Consider the following 16,595-nt stretch of genomic DNA (forward strand, 5'->3'; position numbering starts at 1 on the left):
CTTACATACAAAGAAGCCCGTGGCGCTTGCCACGGGCTTCTTTGGATACGCTGCTGGGATTTAGCGTGCGTAGAATTCGACGACGAGCTGCTCTTCGCAGGTCACCGGGATTTCGGAGCGCTTGGGGCGGCGGACCAGGCGGGCCTGCAGTGCCTCAAGCTTGACGTCCAGGTAAGCCGGGACGGCAGGCAGGACATCGCGGTGCGCGCCGGCTGCTGCAACCTGGAGCGGAACCATGGTTTCGCTGCGGCTGTGGACGTGGACCAGCTGGCCCTCGCCGACGCGGAACGACGGACGGTCAACGCGGATGCCGTCAACCAGGATGTGGCGGTGCACAACCAGCTGGCGGGCCTGGGCGATGGTGCGGGCGAAGCCGGCACGCAGGACCAGGGCGTCAAGGCGCATTTCGAGCAGTTCGATGAGGTTCTCACCGGTCAGGCCCTTGGTGCGGCGGGCTTCCTCGAAGGCACGGGTCATCTGTGCTTCGCGGATGCCGTACTGGGCGCGCAGGCGCTGCTTTTCGCGCAGACGTACGGCGTAGTCGGAGTCCTGCTTCTTGCGGGCACGGCCATGCTCACCGGGGCCGTACGGGCGGCGCTCCATGTACTTGGCGGCCTTGGGGGTCAGAGCAATGCCGAGGGACCGCGAGAGGCGGGCCTGACGGCGAGCACGAGTGTTGTTAGCCACTTGTGTCCTTCCAATATCTGCGGTGTGTCAGTGTTACTGGCCTCCTTGATGGAGAGCATCGGCCAACCGCTGCCTTTTGCTACTGGGCGCAGGGCACAGCTCCATCAATAAAATTCGGTGGATTGTGCGTCCGTGCCTTGCCAGACAAACATCTACCTTAGCACGGCGGCTACTTGCCCCTGACAATCTTCCGCAGCCGCTCCAGCCTGGCAGCGATGTCGCGTTCAGCGCCGTTGCCGGTGGGCTGGTAGTAGTCCCGGCCCACCAAATCGTCCGGCGGATACTGTTGCGCAGCCACGGCGTGCGGGGCGTCGTGGGCGTATTTGTAGCCTTTTCCGTGCCCCAGCTGCTTGGAACCCGGGTAGTGAGAGTCCCTGAGGTGGGGCGGGATGCCATTGCCCATGCCGGCCCTTACGTCGGCAATGGCCTTGTTGATGCCCATGTAGGCGGCGTTCGATTTTGGCGCCGTCGCGAGGTGGACCACAGCCTCGGCCAGGATGATCCGGCCCTCCGGCATGCCGATCAGCTGCACCGCCTGCGCCGCTGCTACGGCTGTCTGCAACGCGGTGGGATCCGCCATGCCCACGTCCTCGGCAGCCGAGATGACAATGCGGCGGGCCACGAACCGCGGATCCTCGCCGGCCTCAAGCATGCGCGCCAGGTAGTGGAGGGCGGCGTCGACGTCGGAGCCGCGGATGGATTTGATGAAGGCGCTGGCGACGTCATAGTGCTGGTCGCCGGCACGGTCATAGCGGACGGCCGCCACGTCGAGGGCCCGTTCGGTGTGCTTGAGTTCCACGGTCACCGGCCCGGTTTCGGCGTCGTCGGCATCACCGAATGCCACGCCGGCCGCAGCTTCCAGGGCGGTGAGGGCACGGCGGGCGTCGCCGCCGGACAGCCGGACCAGGTGCGCCAGGGCTTCGGGGGCCAGTTCCGCTTTGCCGTCCAGCCCCCGGGGGTCCGCGACGGCACGGCTGAGCAGTCCCTCGATGTCGGCGTCCGTCAGCGGCTTCAGGGTCAGCAGCAGGGACCGGGAAAGAAGCGGCGACACCACAGAGAACGACGGATTCTCGGTGGTGGCCGCCACCAGCACCACCCATCGGTTTTCGACGCCCGGCAGGAGCGCGTCCTGCTGGGCTTTGTTGAACCGGTGGATCTCGTCCAGGAACAGCACCGTGGTGGTCTTGTACAGGTCGCGTGCAGTCAGGGCGTCGTCCATGACGCGGCGGACGTCCTTGACGCCGGCAGTAATCGCCGAGAGCTCCACGAATTTGCGGCCCGGCCCGCGGGCGATCACATGCGCCAGCGTCGTTTTCCCTGTCCCGGGAGGGCCCCACAGGATCAGCGAACTTGGCCCGGCCGGTCCGGCGGCGTCGGCTCCGGCCGCCAGCAGGCGCAACGGAGACCCCTGGCCCAGCAGGTGCTGCTGGCCCACAACGTCATCAAGGGTGCGGGGCCGCATGCGGACGGCCAGCGGACTGCGTGGTGAGGAACTGGCGGGTGCGCTGCCCGCGGCGGCCGAATCGCCGTCGTCGTCATTGCCTTGCCCCGGCCCGAAGAGATCATCCACATAGATAGGCTACTTCCAGTCGCCCGGCGATCCCGCCACCCGCTGTCCGGAAGGAACCCGAACCCGCCATGACCACCCACGCCGCCGGCAGCGGCCGCTCCCCCTCGGTCCGGACGGCATTCGTCTCCGCTTCCCGGCTGACCGGCTGGGTAGAGCGGTTCGCTGCCAGCCACGGCAGCCTTGGCGTGGAGGACCACGACGAGGGTGTGCGGCTGGCCGCCGCGGACGGCGCCACGGCCTTGCTGGTGGCGCCATGGCCCAACGACGGCCGGCCCGGGCGCGGTTCGGGCGTCGTGGAACGGCTGGCGTCGCTCGCCAGTCAGCCGCGGACGGTGGGTCTGCTCCTGGTCCGTCGCGGCGGCTACGGTGTGGCCGTGGCTAGCGAAGGAATCATCATAGCCGCGAAGACCGGTTCAAGGTATGTGCAGTCCCGGACCGCGGCCGGCGGGCAGTCACAGCAACGGTTTGCCCGTCGCCGCGCCAACCAGGCAGACGCCATGGCGGAGGCAGTGGCGGAGCAGGCACGGCTGGTATTTGCCGGGCGGGCCTTCGAGTACATCCTGCCCGGGGGCGACCGCGGTCTGGTGGACAACCTCCTGGCGCACCCCGCCCTTAAACCGTGGGCGGGACTGCCGCGGCTGGCCTACCTCGACGTTCCCGATCCCCGGGCCGCCGTGGTGAAGAAAGCCGCCGTGGACGCCTGCTCCATCCGGGTCACCGTCACCGACCCGCCTGCGGCCTAGCACGCCGTTTCGACGGTCCCCTTCCCACACGACGCTCCGCAACGTCTTCCGGGCAGGGAACCGTCGAAACGGCAGGAGCGGCCTCAGCAGCCGGTCAGCTGCCGCTTTGGCCGTTCCTGCCGGTAAACGTAGCGGCCGGATTCCCGGAACCCGGCGTTGGCGTAAAGCGCCTGGGCGCCCTGGTTCGCTGCGGTGACCAGCAGCCAGTAGCCGGAAAGGCCCCGCTCCGCCCCCGCCGTGAGCAGCGCATCCAGGACGGCGGTCCCGTGACCGCGTCGGCGTGCCTCGGGGCTGGTCGCCATGGAGTACAGCCCGCCCCGCGCCTCTGGCCCGGTGCCGGGAAGGGCAAGGCGTCCGACGGCGGCCGGCCTGCCTTCGCTGTCCCGGGCCAGGGCGTACACGGCGGGGCAGCCCTCAAGGATGGTGCGGGCGATGGCCAGGGCGTCCTCACCGCCCCGTCCGTCCACCGCCCACCACAAGGCAAGCCATTCGGCAGACGGGGCAGAAGCGAGTTCGACGGCGGGGCGCGGCTTCGCCACCCGGGCATGGTCCCATGGCCCCCGGGTCATGATCAGGGTTTCGGACTGCGTGGTGAAGCCCTGCGCGTCCAGGAACGAATTGAGTTCAGCTGCTTCCGCGGTGGCGGTGACCTGGAAGATCAGGGGCAGCCTGCGGCTGCGGTACCAGGTGCGGGCTTCCCGCAACAGGCCGGAAAGCTCCGCCTCCCCTGCACCGGCTGACTGTGGCCAGACCGAGTTCGCCCGCTGGGTCACGCCCTCCGCGGCGCGAAGGACCCAGGGTCCAAGGCCTTGGCGCTCCGGCGCGGGCCACGCGGCGTCCATGGCGGCTTCGAGGCCGGGGAAGCCGGCGGCGCCGTCTCCAAGGGCGGTGGTGGACACGGCGTTCTCCTCCAAGGCGGGTTAAGCGGGGGCAGGAGGCGCCCCAACATATCCTGGGAACCTCCTGCCGCTCAGCACGGTGCGTTACTTGACCGCTTCAGCCTTCCTGGCCTCAACGGGCTTGACCGCCTCAGGCTTGAAATCGACGCCGGCTTCCTTGCGCTGCTGCGCAGTGATGGGTGCCGGTGCAGCGGTCAGCGGATCGAAACCGCCGCCGGACTTCGGGAACGCGATGACGTCGCGGATGGACTCGACGCCTGCCAGCAGCGACACCACGCGGTCCCAGCCGAACGCGATTCCGCCGTGCGGGGGCGCTCCGTACTTGAAGCCTTCGAGGAGGAAGCCGAACTTGGTCTGGGCGTCTTCCTTGTCCAGCCCCATCAGTTCGAAGACGCGTTCCTGCACGTCGCGCTGGTGGATACGGATGGAGCCGCCGCCGATTTCGTTGCCGTTGCAGACGATGTCGTAGGCGTAGGACAGCGCGGACTCGGGGTCCTTGTCGAACGTGTCGAGGAACTCCGGCTTGGGCGAGGTGAAGGCGTGGTGGACAGCAGTCCACTGGCCTGCACCAACGGCGACGTCGCCTGACGCCACGGCTGCGGCAGCCGGTTCGAACATCGGCGCGTCGACAACCCAGCAGAAAGCCCAATCCGTGGGATCGATCAGGCCGGTGCGGTGGCCGATTTCGACCCGGGCAGCACCCAGCAGGGCGCGGGACGGGGTCTTTTCGCCGGCGGCGAAGAAGATGCAGTCACCGGGCTTTGCGCCGACGGCGTCGGCCAGGCCGGCCCGCTCGGTGTCGGTCAGGTTCTTGGCGACCGGACCGGCGAGTTCGCCGTCTTCCTTGTACAGGACGTACGCCAGGCCCTTGGCTCCGCGCTGCTTGGCCCATTCCTGCCAGGCATCCAGGGCACGGCGTGCCTGTGACGCTCCGCCGGGCATGACGACGGCGCCAACGTAGGGCGCCTTGAAGACACCGAAGTTGGTGTCCTTGAAGAACTCCGTGAGCTCCGTCAGTTCCTGCCCGAAGCGAAGATCGGGCTTGTCCGAACCGTAGCGGGCCATGGCGTCCGCGTAGGTGATGCGCTGGATGGGCGTGGGGATCTCCACGTCGATGAGCTTCCAGACGGCCTTGACGATGTTCTCGCCGAGGCGGATGACGTCGTCCTGGTCCACGAAGCTGGCCTCAATGTCCAGCTGGGTGAACTCGGGCTGGCGGTCGGCGCGGAAGTCCTCGTCCCGGTAGCAGCGGGCAATCTGGTAGTACTTTTCGAAACCGCCCACCTGCAGCAACTGCTTGAACAGCTGCGGGGACTGCGGCAGGGCGTACCAGGAGCCCGGTGCCAGGCGGGCCGGAACCAGGAAGTCGCGTGCGCCTTCGGGCGTGGAACGGGTCAGAGTGGGCGTCTCGATCTCCACGTAACCTTCGTGGTGCAGCAAGTCGCGGGCCACCCGGTTGGCTTCGGAGCGAAGCCGGATGTTGCGGCTGGGGCCGGGGCGGCGGAGGTCAAGGTAGCGGTGCTTCAGGCGGGCTTCCTCACCGACTTCCACGTGCTCGTCGATCTGGAACGGCAGGGGATCGGAGGTGTTGAGCACCGTCACGTCCTCGGCGATGACCTCGATCTCACCTGTGCCCAGCGCAGGGTTCTCGTTGCCCTCGGGGCGCTTGGAGACGGTGCCGGTGACCTGCAGGACGTACTCGTTGCGCAGCCCGTGGAATACTTCCTCCTCGCGGACCACAATCTGTGCCACGCCGGACGCATCACGCAGGTCCACGAAGGCCACACCACCGTGGTCACGGCGGCGGCCTACCCAGCCGGCCAGGGTTACGGTTTGTCCAATGTGCTCGGAGCGAAGGGATCCGAGGTCATGTGTGCGAAGCACAGCACACCTTTCTAGAGGAAACAGCGGGAAAACTTAGGGAATAGGTCTCGATGATTCGGGGACCGGTCCCGTCCGAGTTTACCCGTAGGACTGAAGCCGGCGACCACGGGCAAAGCTCCGACGGGACGGAGGGACGGGGAGCCTGCTCAGGAGACCTGGGCGGGAACGGGGCCGGCGGTGGCCACCTGTACCACGAGGTCGGCGGCCGGCGGCATCCACGTCTCCGGGGCAGCGACCACCTGTTCACCGGACCGGATGTCCTTGACCTGGTGCGTGCCGTCGTCGTCCGTGAACCAGACGAACGGGATGCCCCGGCGGTCGGCGAACTTGATCTGCTTGCCGAACTTTTCCGCTTTGGCGGCGACCTCGGTGGGAATCCCCCGGCTGCGCAACTGGGCGGCGACGTCCTGCGCAGCGCCCCAGCTGTCGTCGTGCGACAGGGCCACCAGCACGGCGGTGGGAACGGAACGGGAGGCTTTGGCCAGCTCCTGGCTCAAGATCCGGGACACCAGCCGGGTCACACCGATGGACAGGCCGACGCCGGGGAACTTCCGGTTGCCCTTGGAGGCCAGGGCGTCATACCTTCCGCCGGAGCAGATGGAACCCAGCTGTTCATGACCCAACAGGACGGTCTCCACCACGGTGCCCGTGTAGTAGTCCAGTCCGCGGGCAATACTGAGGTCCGCCAGCACCTTGCCGGGAGCCCGCTGGACGGCGGCGTCGATGACCTGCTCCAGCTCGCTAAGGCCCTCCTCGAGCAGGTCGTTGCTGACGCCGAGGGCACGGACCTGGGCCACGAAGGACAGGTCCCCGGTGCGGATACCGGCAAGCTGCAGGGCCTTCTGTGCCTGCTCGTCGGTGGCACCAAGTTCGGATTTCAGGAGTTCGGCAACCTTGGCCGGACCGATTTTTTCCAGTTTGTCGATGCTGCGCAGGACCCCTGCGGTGTCCGTCAGTCCGATGCCCTGGTAGAAGCCCTCTGCCAGTTTGCGGTTGTTGACCCGCAGCTGGAAGTCCGGGATGGGAAGCGCGCTGAGTGCCTCGGCGATGACCAGGGCGATCTCAACGTCATAGCGGAACGGCAACTCGCCATCGCCGACGACGTCAATATCCGCCTGGGTGAATTCACGGGCGCGGCCTTCCTGGGGGCGTTCGCCGCGCCAGACTTTCTGTATCTGGTAGCGCCGGAACGGGAAGGCCAGGTAGCCGGCATTCTCGACGACGTAGCGGGCGAAGGGAACCGTGAGGTCAAAGTGCAGGGCAAGCGCGTGCGGGTCCGCTTTGCCGCCTTTGACCGGGTTCTCGCCCTCGTCCTCCTGCAGGCGGCTGAGTCCGTACACTTCCTTGTCGATCTCGCCCTTGCGCAGCAGCTGTCCCACTGTTTCCACCGAGCGCGTCTCAATGGAGGCGAAACCGTGCAGTTCGAAGACCCGGCGCAGGGTATCCAGGACATGAATCTCCACCAGCCGCTCCTCGGGAAGCCACTCGGGGAATCCGGACAGGGAGGCGGTGCGTGCCATGGAAGTTCTCTCCTCTTAAGGTGCCGGACGCCGGCCGCGTCCAGCCCGTCGCGGGCGCCCTGCGGCAGCTGTCCAGCCAGTCATGCATAAACTATGTGCGGCAGTCAGTTTATGCGTCATCGGTGTGCATCTCTAATGCGCCGGACCTGCAGGGCCTGGCAGTCAGCGGACTGTACCCGGTGCCGTCAAGGCACCTGGCGCAACCACGCAGACCAGAGACAACACAGCCAACACAAGGAGGAACCTTGGCGGCCAGTTCACGCAGTGCCCGCGAAGCAAAACGGCGTATCCAACAGATGGAGGCCAAACGCGAGCTGAGGCGCGACCAGGAACAGCGTCGCAAACGCGACAACCTGATCGCCGCCGGCGCCGGAACCGCCGCCGTGGTGCTCGCCGTCGTGCTTCAGCTGACGGCCTTCGCCGGCAACCCCACCGAGGATGAGTTTGCCGCCACCGAGGCCGGCCTCACCAACCCGTCGGCGTCAGCCAGTCCGTCAGCCCCGGCAACAAACGGGCCCAACATTCCGGCCGCCGACACTGCGGCGGGAAAGACTTTCACCGGGGACCTCGTGCTGAACGGCAAGCCGCTGGGCGTTGAACTCAACGGAACTGCGGCACCGCAGGCCGCGGCGGTCTTCAAGTCCCTCAGCGACGAGGGCTTCTACAACGGCAAGAGCTGCCACCGCCTCACCACCTCGGACGCCTTCGGTGTGCTGCAGTGCGGCTCTGCGAACGGCGACGGGCAAGGCGATCCCAACTACACGTGGGGCCCACTGGAAAACACCCCGGCGGACAACTCCTACCCGGCCGGAACCATTGCCGTTGCCCGTAGCGGCAACAACGCCTACGGCAACGGAACGCAGTTCTTCATCGTCTACAAAGACACCAACATTCCGGCTGATTCCGCCGGCGGCTACACCGTGGTGGGCAAGGTGACCTCCGGCCTGGACGTGGTGACCGGCATTGCTGCAGCAGGCATCACCCCGGGCAGCAGCGACACAGACGGCGCGCCCGTTCAAGCAGTCACGATAGACTCGTTTTCTCTGAAGTAGGAAGCCCGGCCATGGCGGCCGCGGTCCAGGACGTGAGCAGTTCCCTCCAAGCGAAAGACTTTTAGCGGTGACAGACAGTCAGAAATCCGACGAAACAGCAGCAGACGTGACCGACGCGGCGGCTCCCGCCACGGACGCAGAACCTGCAGCAGCCAGCGCAACGGCCCCGGAGGCCGTTACCGAAGGTGTGGAAGAAGCCGGCACGGAGGCAGACCAGCCGGCCGAGTCCCCTGCCCCGGACGCAGAACCGGCAGCCCCTGCCCCGTCTCCGGCTCCCGGACCCCGGCCTTCGGCCCCGTCCCCCGCAGCCTTCGCGTCACGTCCCAAGCCGGCTGCTGCTGCCCCAGCAGCTGCCGTGGCACCCGCCGCCCCCGCCACCTCGCCTGCTGAGGCAGCAAAATGGGGACGCGTGGAAGGCGATGGACACGTCTTCCTGACGATTGACGGCGGAGAACACGCCGTCGGGCAGTACCCGGGCGTCAGCGATGACGAAGCTCTGGCTTACTTCGCGCGGAAGTACGACGACGTCGTGGCCCAGATCGTGCTCCTGGAACAGCGCGTGAGCTCCAAGGCCCCCAGCACCGACATGCAAAAGACCGTCACCCACCTGCGCGAACAGCTTGCGGAGCGCAACATGGTGGGCGACCTCCGGGCAGCCGAAGCCCGATTGGATACCCTGGCAACCCACATCGCCGAGCTTGAGAAGACGGAAAAGGCAGAGCACGACGCCGTCCGGGCAGCCGAACTTGCCGCCCGCGAAGCCATCGTGGCCGAGGCGGAAGAGATTTCCGGGCAGGACCCGGCGCAGACCCAGTGGAAGACCTCCAGCGCACGGATGAACGAGCTGTTCGAAAACTGGAAGGCTGCGCAGAAGAGCGGCGTCCGGCTGGGCCGCAGCAACGAAGACGCCCTCTGGAAGCGCTTCCGCGCTGCCCGTACCGTTTTTGACCGGCACCGCCGGGCCTACTTCTCCCAGCTGGACAGCAACAATTCCGCTGCGAAGACCGCCAAGGAAAAGCTCATCTCCGAGGCAGAGGCCCTCTCCAGCTCCACTGACTGGGGCTACGCCGCAGGCGAATACCGCCGCCTCATGGACCAGTGGAAGGCCTCTCCCCGCGCCAGCCGCAAGGATGATGACGCGCTGTGGGCACGCTTCCGTGCCGCGCAGGACGTCTTTTTCACGTCCCGGCAGGCCGCCAACGACGAGATCGACCAGGAGTACGCCGCCAACCTGACGGTCAAGGAAGCCCTCCTGGCCGAGGCCAACACGATTCTCCCGATCAAAGAACTGGCCAGTGCCAAGAAGGCGCTGCAGTCCGTCCGTGACCGGTGGGAAGAAGCCGGAAAGGTCCCGCGCGCCGACATGGGCCGGATCGAAGCCGGCCTCCGCAAGGTCGAGGACGCCGTCCGGCAGGCCGAAGAAGAGCAGTGGCAGCGTTCAAACCCCGAACGCAAGGCGCGCACCAACAGTGCCCTTTCACAGCTCGAGAGTGCCATCGCCGGCCTGCAGGATGACCTCGCCAAGGCTGAGCAGAGCGGTGACGAGCGCAAGATCAAGGCAGCCAGGGAAGCCCTCGAGGCACGCCAGGCCTGGCTCGACCAGATCCAGCGTTCCGCCAGCGAACTGAGCTGACCCCTCCTTCCTGCTTGACGACGCCACAGGCCCGGTTCCGGTTATCCACATAACCTGAACCGGGCCTGCGCTTATCCGCACCCCCTTGGCAGGATGGAGGGATGGCCTCACCATCTGATTCCACGCCGGCCGGAGCGGGGATGGAGCATCCGCCGCAGCATCACACGGTTCCGGCGCGATTCCCGGAACTTTACGCGCCCGGGCGGCCCTTCGACTCGCCGGAACTGCAGTCACTGGCTGCCGACGGGATCCTGGCCCGCTTCCATCAGCATGGCTACACCCTCCCGGGGGTTGCCGCCTCTGCCCAGTTGCGCGCCCGTGCTGCCGCCGGCTCCGTGCCGCCCCAGGTGCGCCAGCGTGTCGTGGCGGGACGGATGACCGCAGCCTGGATCTACGGCTGTGCTGACGAGCCAGACCGCCTTGCCCTCCTGGTGGACGCCAAGCGCCGGGTTTCGAGCCTGCGGAACACCCGGGGCTGCACCCTGCACGAGGTCAGGCTGGGGCCCTTCGACGTGGTCAGCATGGGCGGGCTCATGGTGTCCAGTCCGCTGCGGACCGCACTGGATATCGCCCTGCACGTGGACGCCGAACGTGCCGTACCTACCCTGGCCAACTTGCTGGCCCGACCCGAAAAGGACGTGCGGTTGCGGCTGCTGGTACTCGCCATCGAGGCAAGCCCGCGGGTACCGCATAAAAAGGCTGCCTTGGAAAAACTTTCCCGGCTAGCTCCGGCGCTTGTTCCCGGTGGTGCGGTAGACATCAAAGACCCCGTCGATCCGGCGGACGGCGCTGAGGACGTGGCTGAGGTACTTGGGGTCCCCCATCTCGAAGGCAAACTTTGAAATGGCAACCCGGTCGGTGGAAGTGTGCACGCTGGCGGCCAGGATGTTCACATGGTTTTCCGACAGGATCCGCGTCACGTCCGAGAGCAGCGATTTGCGGTCGAGTGCCTCGACCTGGATCTCCACCAGGAACACGCTGGACTGGGTAGGTGCCCAGTCCACGTCGACAATCCTGTCCGGCTGATCCTTAAGGTCCGAGATGTTGGTGCAGTCTGTGCGGTGCACAGAAACCCCTGATCCCCGGGTCACGAAGCCGAGGATGGGGTCCGGGGGCACGGGGGTGCAGCAACGTGCCAGCTTCACCCACACGTCCCCCACACCACGGACCACAACACCGGAGTCGGAGAAACGGGCCTTGGTGACCTGGGTGGGAATACTGACTTCGCTGATGTCGTCGTCGGCGTTTTCGGTGCCGCCGAGGCTTTCGACGAGTTTCTCCATGACGGACTGCGCGGAGGTGTGGCCATCTCCGACACCGGCGTACAGGCCGGAAATGTCCACGTACTTGAATTCTTCGGCGACGGCCGCCAGGGCCTCGTGCGTCATGAGCCGCTGCAGCGGAAGGTTCTGCTTCCGCATGGCACGGGTCAGCAGTTCCTTGCCGCGGTCAATCGCTTCCTCGCGGCGTTCCTTGCTGAACCACTGTCGGATCTTGTTGCGTGCCCGGGCACTCTTGACGAAGTGTTGCCAGTCCTGGCTGGGCCCCGCCCCTTCGGCCTTGGAGGTGAAGATTTCCACCCAGTCGCCGTGGTTGAGTTCGCTGTTGAGGGGGACGAGCTTCCCGTTGACGCGGGCACCGATGGTGCGGTGCCCCACCTCGGTGTGGACCGCGTAGGCAAAGTCCACCGGCGTGGACCCGGCGGGCAGCGCCATGACCTCACCCTTGGGAGTGAAGACGAAGACTTCACGGGCGTTGATCTCGAATCGAAGCGAATCGAGGAACTCGCCCGGATCGGATGTCTCCTGCTGCCAGTCAACCAGGGAACGCAGCCACCCCATGTCGCCGTCCCGGGGGCTGCCCGGGCCCACGGCCGTGCGGTTGGGCTGGTCCTTGTACTTCCAGTGTGCTGCAACGCCGTACTCTGCGCGGCGGTGCATTTCATGGGTGCGGATCTGGATTTCCACCGGCTTGCCGCCGGGGCCGATCACGGTAGTGTGCAGGGACTGGTACATGTTGAACTTGGGCATCGCGATGTAGTCCTTGAACCTGCCGGGCAGCGGGTTCCAGCGCGAGTGCATGGTGCCAAGTGCGGCGTAACAGTCCCGGACGGAATCCACGAGGACCCGGACTCCCATGAGGTCGTTGATGTCGTCGAAGTCTTTGTCCCTGACGATCATCTTCTGGTAGATCGAGTAGTAGTGCTTGGGGCGGCCCGTGATAGTCGCCTTGATCTTGGCCGTACGGAGGTCCTCGGTGATCTGGTCGCGGATGACGCCGAGGCTCTTCTCCCGCTCCGGCGTCCTGTCCCCCACCATCCGGACAATCTCTTCGTAGACCTTCGGATACAGCGCTGCGAAGGACAGGTCCTCAAGTTCCCACTTGATGGTGTTCATGCCCAGGCGGTGTGCCAGCGGCGCGAAGATTTCGAGTGTTTCGCGGGCCTTGCGGGCGGACGATTCGGCGGAGACGAACCGCCAGGTCCTGGCATTATGCAGCCGGTCCGCGAGCTTGATCATGAGCACCCGGATGTCCTTGGCCATGGCTACGACCATTTTACGGACGGTCTCGGACTGCGCCGCTTCGCCGAAGCTGACCTTGTCCAGCTTGGTCACACCGTCCACCAGCATGGCCACTTCGGCACCGAAGTCACGCTTCAGGTCCGCCAGCGTGTACGGGGTGTCCTCAACGGTGTCGTGCAGGAGGGCCGCAGCCAAGGTGGTCCCGCTTAAACCGAGTTCGGCAAGAATGGTGGCAACAGCCACGGGGTGGGTGATGTAGGGGTCGCCGCTCTTGCGCTTCTGCCCCCGGTGGCTGCGTTCAGCGACGTCGAATGCGCGCTGGATGAGGTCGAAGTCCTCTTTGGGGTTGTTGGCCCGGACGGTGCGCAGCAGCGGCTCAAGGATGGGTGAGTAGGTGGCTGCCCCACGGCCGGTCAGGCGGGCAAGCCTCGAACGGGTGCGCTCCCTGCGGCCAGGGAAAGTGGCGCGGGTCCCGGAGTTGTCCACCGGCACCAGGGATCCGGGGCGCGCAGATGCGGCCACCCCGGTATGGCCACCGGTGGAATTGTTTTCTCCCTGAGCCGTTGGCGCCGACGCCGAACGTTCTTCCAATGAAGCACCCCTCACCACCGTCTTAATTACCTCAGTCTATTCCTCAGGACGCAGAGAGTTATAACCGGGACACTTAAACGACCGCGGGCCGGACAGCGTGGTTTCCACGCTGTCCGGCCCGCGGCCGAAAGCACCGGCAGGGCCGGCGTTCGTCAGGTCGATCAGGCCTGGGCAGGCTCCGCTGAAGCATTGCGCTCGGCGGTGCTGCTGCGGCGCTGCTCCACACGCCGGGCCTGCTTGACCAGGTCCGGTTCGTTCTGCCGCAGCCAGGCGTACATGGGCGCCGCTACGAAGATGGTGGCAGCCGTACCGATCAGGATTCCCACGAACAGGGCCAACGAGAGGTCCCGCAGGGTTCCCGCGCCCAGCAGGCCGGCGCCGATGAACAGGATGGCGCCCACCGGGAGGATCGCCACCATCATGGTGTTGATGGAGCGGACCAGCGTCTGGTTCACGGCGAGGTTGACCTCCTCGGCGAACGTGCGGCGGGTTGAGGAGTCAATTTCCGCCGTGTTCTCGCGGATCTTGTCGAAGACCACCACGGTGTCGTAGAGGGAGTAGCTGAGCACCGTCAGGAACCCGATGATTGCTGACGGGGTCACTTCAAAGTCGCTGAGGGCGTACACCCCGGCGGTGATGAACATAGTGACGAGCATGCCGGCGAGGGCCGAGACGGACATCTTCCACGTGCGGAAGTACAGGGCCATCAGCACGGCGGCCAGGAGGACGAACACTACCAGGCCGATCAATGCCTGCTTGGTGACGTCCGCGCCCCAGGTTGGGCCCACGAACGTGGAGGTCACTTCGTTCTCAGTGACACCGTACGCGGTATGCAGGCCCTCCTTGATGCGGAGCGTCTCGTCGTCCGTGAGCTTGTCCGTCTGGATGCGCATGGTGGTTCCGGCCACGTTGGCCACACGCGGAACACTGCCGGCCACAACGTCTGTAACGGCCTTCTCCCCCACCGTGGCGTCCGTGGTCTTCACGTTGGAGACAGTGAATTCGGAGCCACCCCGGAACTCGATGCCCAGGTTGAACCCGCCCTTGGCCACCGGGATGATGATGGACAGCGCCACGCCCACCAGAGCGATCAGGAACCAGATCTTCTTGGATCCCACGAATTCGTAGGAGCGCTTCCCGGTGTAGAGCTCATTTCCGAAATTGGCGAAGCCTGACATTACTTGTTCTCCTTCGCAGCGGTCTTCGAGGAACCTGCGAGCTGTTCCTGCTTTTCCGCAAGCCGCCGTTCGGCAATGGTCATCCTGCGTTCCGCTTCCGCTGCGGCTCCCGCGTTCTTGGCACGGACGTTGGCGGGGCGGTCCTCAGGGGTACGGATACGGCCGGCACCGCGGTAGAGCGGTACGGCGCCGAGGCGCTTGGGGTCCAGCCCGGAGAACCGGTGGCCTTCGCCGAAGAACCGCGTGCGCGCCAGTAGCTGCAGCGTGGGGTGGGTGAACATGAAGACCACGATGAGGTCGGCGATGGCGGTCAGGCCGAGCGTGAACGCGAAGCCCCGCACGTTGCCCACTGCAACGAAGTAGAGGACCAGCGCCGCCAGCAGGTTGACGGCCTTGGAGGCGAGCACGGTGCGCTTGGCCCGCTTCCAGCCGTTCTCGACGGCGGAGACCAGGCCGCGGCCTTCGCGCAGCTCATCGCGGATACGTTCGAAGTAGACGATGAACGAGTCAGCCGTCTGGCCAATGGCCACGATGATGCCCGCAACGCCTGCCAGCGACAGTCGGTAGTTTTCCGTCCAGCCCAGGATGGCGATGGCCAGGTAGGTCAGGACGCCTGCCACCACCAGCGAGGCAATGGTCACGAAGCCCAGGGCACGGTACTGGAAGAGCGAGTACACCACCACCAGGAGCAGGCCGATGAGGCCGGCCAGGAGGCCCATGCGCAACTGCTCGCCGCCCAGGGTGGCCGAGATCTGCTGTTCACTCTGGATCTCGAAGCTGATGGGCAGGGCGCCGAAGCGCAGCTGGTCGGAAAGGGCCTTGGCAGTTTGCTCGGTAAAGCCGCCCGTGATCTGCGGACGGCCGTCCGTGATCACCGCCAGTGCCCGCGGGGCCGAAATGACCTGGTCATCGAGGACGATGGCGAACTGCGCCTTGGGGTCCGTACCGGACTCGCCGCCGGCGGCCACGTAGAACTGGTTGAGGCGCTCGGTGACCTCCTTGAACTTCGCGGTACCTTCGTCGTTGAACTGGATGTTGACGGCCCAGTCATTGGTGACGGCGCCCTGGGCGCCCTGCTGCAGCTGGAACGAGGAAGTGACGATGTTGCTGCCCTTCACCTCGACCGGTCCGAGGATGTACTTGATGGCCGGGCTGGTGTCCGTCGCCGGTTCACACGTGACCAGCGGCTTGGTCGGATCCGAACGCTCTGCCTTCTCGGCTGAGGCGTTGTCGCAGTCCAGGGCTTCGAACTCGCGGTAGATTTCCGGCGTGATCCAGTTGATGTCGCTGCTGTTGGCGGGCGCCGCCGTTGGCTTGGGCAGCTGATCCTCCGGTGCCCGGGACTCCTCCGGAACCACAGCGCCCGCTCCGTTCAGGAGCACGGGGCGGAAGTTCATGTCGGCGGATGCCTGGATGAGGTCGCGGGTTGCTGTGGACGGCGTGCCCGGGAGGCTCACCACCACGTTGCGGCCCGACTGCGTGCTGATTTCCGCTTCGGCCACGCCGGAACCGTCAACGCGCTGGCGGATGATCGCCACGGCCTGGTTCAGCTGTTCCTCATTGATGTCAGAACCGCCCTCGACCTTCGGCGCCAGGATCATCTGGGTACCGCCTTCAAGGTCAAGTGCCAGCTTGGGCGACCAGCTTGCCTGCCCGGCGACGGTACCGCCGGCCAGGACGGCGGTCAACGCGGCGATGATTACGCCCAGCCAGACCAGGACCCTGAGGCCGGGCTTCTTGGGGCCAGTTCGTGCCATTGTCGATCTTTCTCTTATTCACGGAGGAACCGCCGGTGCGCATGTGCACCGGCGGTTGTCCGCAGCGGTAGAGGGGTTAAGGTGCCGGAGGGACTAGCTGTCCTTCTTGCCCTCATCGTTGAGGCGCTTCAGGGTTTCGTCCGGAGTTTCGGCCGGGAACGCAGTGGACTCAGCGGCCGTGGCGGGCGCAGCAGTGGTCTCAGCAGCCGTGGCCGGCGCAGCAGTGGTACCGGCCGGCTCCGTGGAGGTCAGGGACGAAGCATCGTCCGGTACGGCGGGAGCATCGGCTTCCGGTGCGACGGCCGGTTCCATCACCTTGGTGACGGCCTGGCGGTGCACGGTGGCCAGGTTGCCCGGGGAGAGTTCCAGGGTGACCTTGTTTTCAGCCTCATCGATGTCCACGATCCGGCCGAAGAGGCCGAAGCTGGTCATGACATCGACGCCCGGGCCGAACTTCGACTGGAGCTCCGCCTGCTGCTGCTGCGTCTTCTTGTTGCGGCGGAACATCATGAAGATGAACACGCCGAGCATGACGAACAGGAGAATTGACATTGGATCC

At 66.1% G+C, this 16,595-nt stretch carries 13 protein-coding genes; 4 read left to right on the forward strand and 9 right to left on the reverse strand.

The window, feature by feature from the left end; genetic code table 11:
- Positions 1-60: 60 nt before the first annotated feature.
- Together rpsD and ACHL_RS10170 are read right to left on the reverse strand one after the other, a co-directional pair.
- Positions 61-687, reverse strand: a complete 627-nt coding sequence (rpsD, locus tag ACHL_RS10165) for a 30S ribosomal protein S4 (protein WP_015937210.1) — start codon at positions 685-687, stop codon at positions 61-63.
- A 169-nt stretch (positions 688-856) separates the two neighbouring features.
- Entirely contained in the window at positions 857-2,257 is a 1,401-nt protein-coding gene (locus ACHL_RS10170; RefSeq protein WP_015937211.1) for a replication-associated recombination protein A, read from the reverse strand.
- Between the two features lie 68 nt (positions 2,258-2,325).
- Between ACHL_RS10170 and ACHL_RS10175 the strand changes: the two genes are divergently transcribed.
- Positions 2,326-3,000: an acVLRF1 family peptidyl-tRNA hydrolase gene (locus tag ACHL_RS10175; RefSeq protein WP_015937212.1), complete on the forward strand. Its 675-nt coding sequence runs from the start codon at positions 2,326-2,328 to the stop codon at positions 2,998-3,000.
- Positions 3,001-3,083: 83 nt separating this feature from the next.
- Here ACHL_RS10175 and ACHL_RS10180 read toward each other — a convergent pair whose 3' ends face one another.
- The 3 genes from ACHL_RS10180 to hisS all read right to left on the reverse strand — a co-directional run bounded on the left by ACHL_RS10180 (position 3,084) and on the right by hisS (position 7,303).
- Positions 3,084-3,899, reverse strand: a complete 816-nt coding sequence (locus ACHL_RS10180; RefSeq protein WP_015937213.1) for a GNAT family N-acetyltransferase — start codon at positions 3,897-3,899, stop codon at positions 3,084-3,086.
- 84 nt (positions 3,900-3,983) lie between these two features.
- Positions 3,984-5,783 carry an aspartate--tRNA ligase gene (aspS, locus tag ACHL_RS10185; RefSeq protein ID WP_015937214.1) on the reverse strand — a complete coding sequence of 600 codons (1,800 nt, stop codon included), beginning with the start codon at positions 5,781-5,783 and terminating at the stop codon, positions 3,984-3,986.
- Positions 5,784-5,929: 146 nt separating this feature from the next.
- The gene (hisS, locus tag ACHL_RS10190; RefSeq protein WP_015937215.1) at positions 5,930-7,303 is read right to left on the reverse strand and encodes a histidine--tRNA ligase; all 1,374 of its coding nucleotides are present in this window, start codon (positions 7,301-7,303) and stop codon (positions 5,930-5,932) included.
- Positions 7,304-7,548: 245 nt separating this feature from the next.
- Here hisS and ACHL_RS10195 point away from each other — a divergent pair, with 245 nt between their 5' ends.
- The 3 genes from ACHL_RS10195 to ACHL_RS23790 all read left to right on the forward strand — a co-directional run bounded on the left by ACHL_RS10195 (position 7,549) and on the right by ACHL_RS23790 (position 10,830).
- The gene (locus ACHL_RS10195) at positions 7,549-8,355 is read left to right on the forward strand and encodes a peptidylprolyl isomerase (RefSeq protein ID WP_015937216.1); all 807 of its coding nucleotides are present in this window, start codon (positions 7,549-7,551) and stop codon (positions 8,353-8,355) included.
- A 67-nt stretch (positions 8,356-8,422) separates the two neighbouring features.
- Complete coding sequence (locus tag ACHL_RS10200) at positions 8,423-9,988, forward strand: DUF349 domain-containing protein (protein ID WP_015937217.1); 1,566 nt, start codon at positions 8,423-8,425, stop codon at positions 9,986-9,988.
- A gap of 101 nt (positions 9,989-10,089) precedes the next feature.
- Positions 10,090-10,830 carry a type IV toxin-antitoxin system AbiEi family antitoxin gene (locus ACHL_RS23790; protein ID WP_015937218.1) on the forward strand — a complete coding sequence of 247 codons (741 nt, stop codon included), beginning with the start codon at positions 10,090-10,092 and terminating at the stop codon, positions 10,828-10,830.
- Here the strand turns inward: ACHL_RS23790 and ACHL_RS10205 are convergent.
- The 4 genes from ACHL_RS10205 to yajC all read right to left on the reverse strand — a co-directional run bounded on the left by ACHL_RS10205 (position 10,711) and on the right by yajC (position 16,588).
- Positions 10,711-13,101, reverse strand: a complete 2,391-nt coding sequence (locus ACHL_RS10205; protein WP_043793958.1) for a RelA/SpoT family protein — start codon at positions 13,099-13,101, stop codon at positions 10,711-10,713. The two genes, ACHL_RS23790 and ACHL_RS10205, sit on opposite strands and share 120 nt — an antisense overlap.
- Positions 13,102-13,262: 161 nt before the next feature.
- Positions 13,263-14,279 (reverse strand): protein translocase subunit SecF, encoded by a 1,017-nt coding sequence (gene secF / locus ACHL_RS10210; protein ID WP_015937220.1) that lies wholly within the window; start codon positions 14,277-14,279, stop codon positions 13,263-13,265.
- Complete coding sequence (secD, locus tag ACHL_RS10215; protein ID WP_015937221.1) at positions 14,279-16,036, reverse strand: protein translocase subunit SecD; 1,758 nt, start codon at positions 16,034-16,036, stop codon at positions 14,279-14,281. The genes secF and secD overlap by 1 nt, the downstream gene beginning before the upstream one ends.
- A gap of 93 nt (positions 16,037-16,129) precedes the next feature.
- Positions 16,130-16,588 carry a preprotein translocase subunit YajC gene (gene yajC / locus ACHL_RS10220; protein WP_043793959.1) on the reverse strand — a complete coding sequence of 153 codons (459 nt, stop codon included), beginning with the start codon at positions 16,586-16,588 and terminating at the stop codon, positions 16,130-16,132.
- Between the last annotated feature and the right edge of the window lie 7 nt (positions 16,589-16,595).

It is taken from the genome of Pseudarthrobacter chlorophenolicus A6 (assembly GCF_000022025.1).
Classification (GTDB): Bacteria; Actinomycetota; Actinomycetes; order Actinomycetales; family Micrococcaceae; genus Arthrobacter; species Arthrobacter chlorophenolicus.

Coding starts and splice junctions, on each gene's coding strand:
- ACHL_RS10175 (WP_015937212.1), top strand. CDS start 2,326: ATGACCACCCACGCCGCCGGCAGCGGCCGCTCCCCCTCGGTCCGGACG.
- hisS (WP_015937215.1), bottom strand. CDS start 7,303: ATGGCACGCACCGCCTCCCTGTCCGGATTCCCCGAGTGGCTTCCCGAG.
- ACHL_RS23790 (WP_015937218.1), top strand. CDS start 10,090: ATGGCCTCACCATCTGATTCCACGCCGGCCGGAGCGGGGATGGAGCAT.
- secF (WP_015937220.1), bottom strand. CDS start 14,279: ATGTCAGGCTTCGCCAATTTCGGAAATGAGCTCTACACCGGGAAGCGC.
- secD (WP_015937221.1), bottom strand. CDS start 16,036: ATGGCACGAACTGGCCCCAAGAAGCCCGGCCTCAGGGTCCTGGTCTGG.
- yajC (WP_043793959.1), bottom strand. CDS start 16,588: ATGTCAATTCTCCTGTTCGTCATGCTCGGCGTGTTCATCTTCATGATG.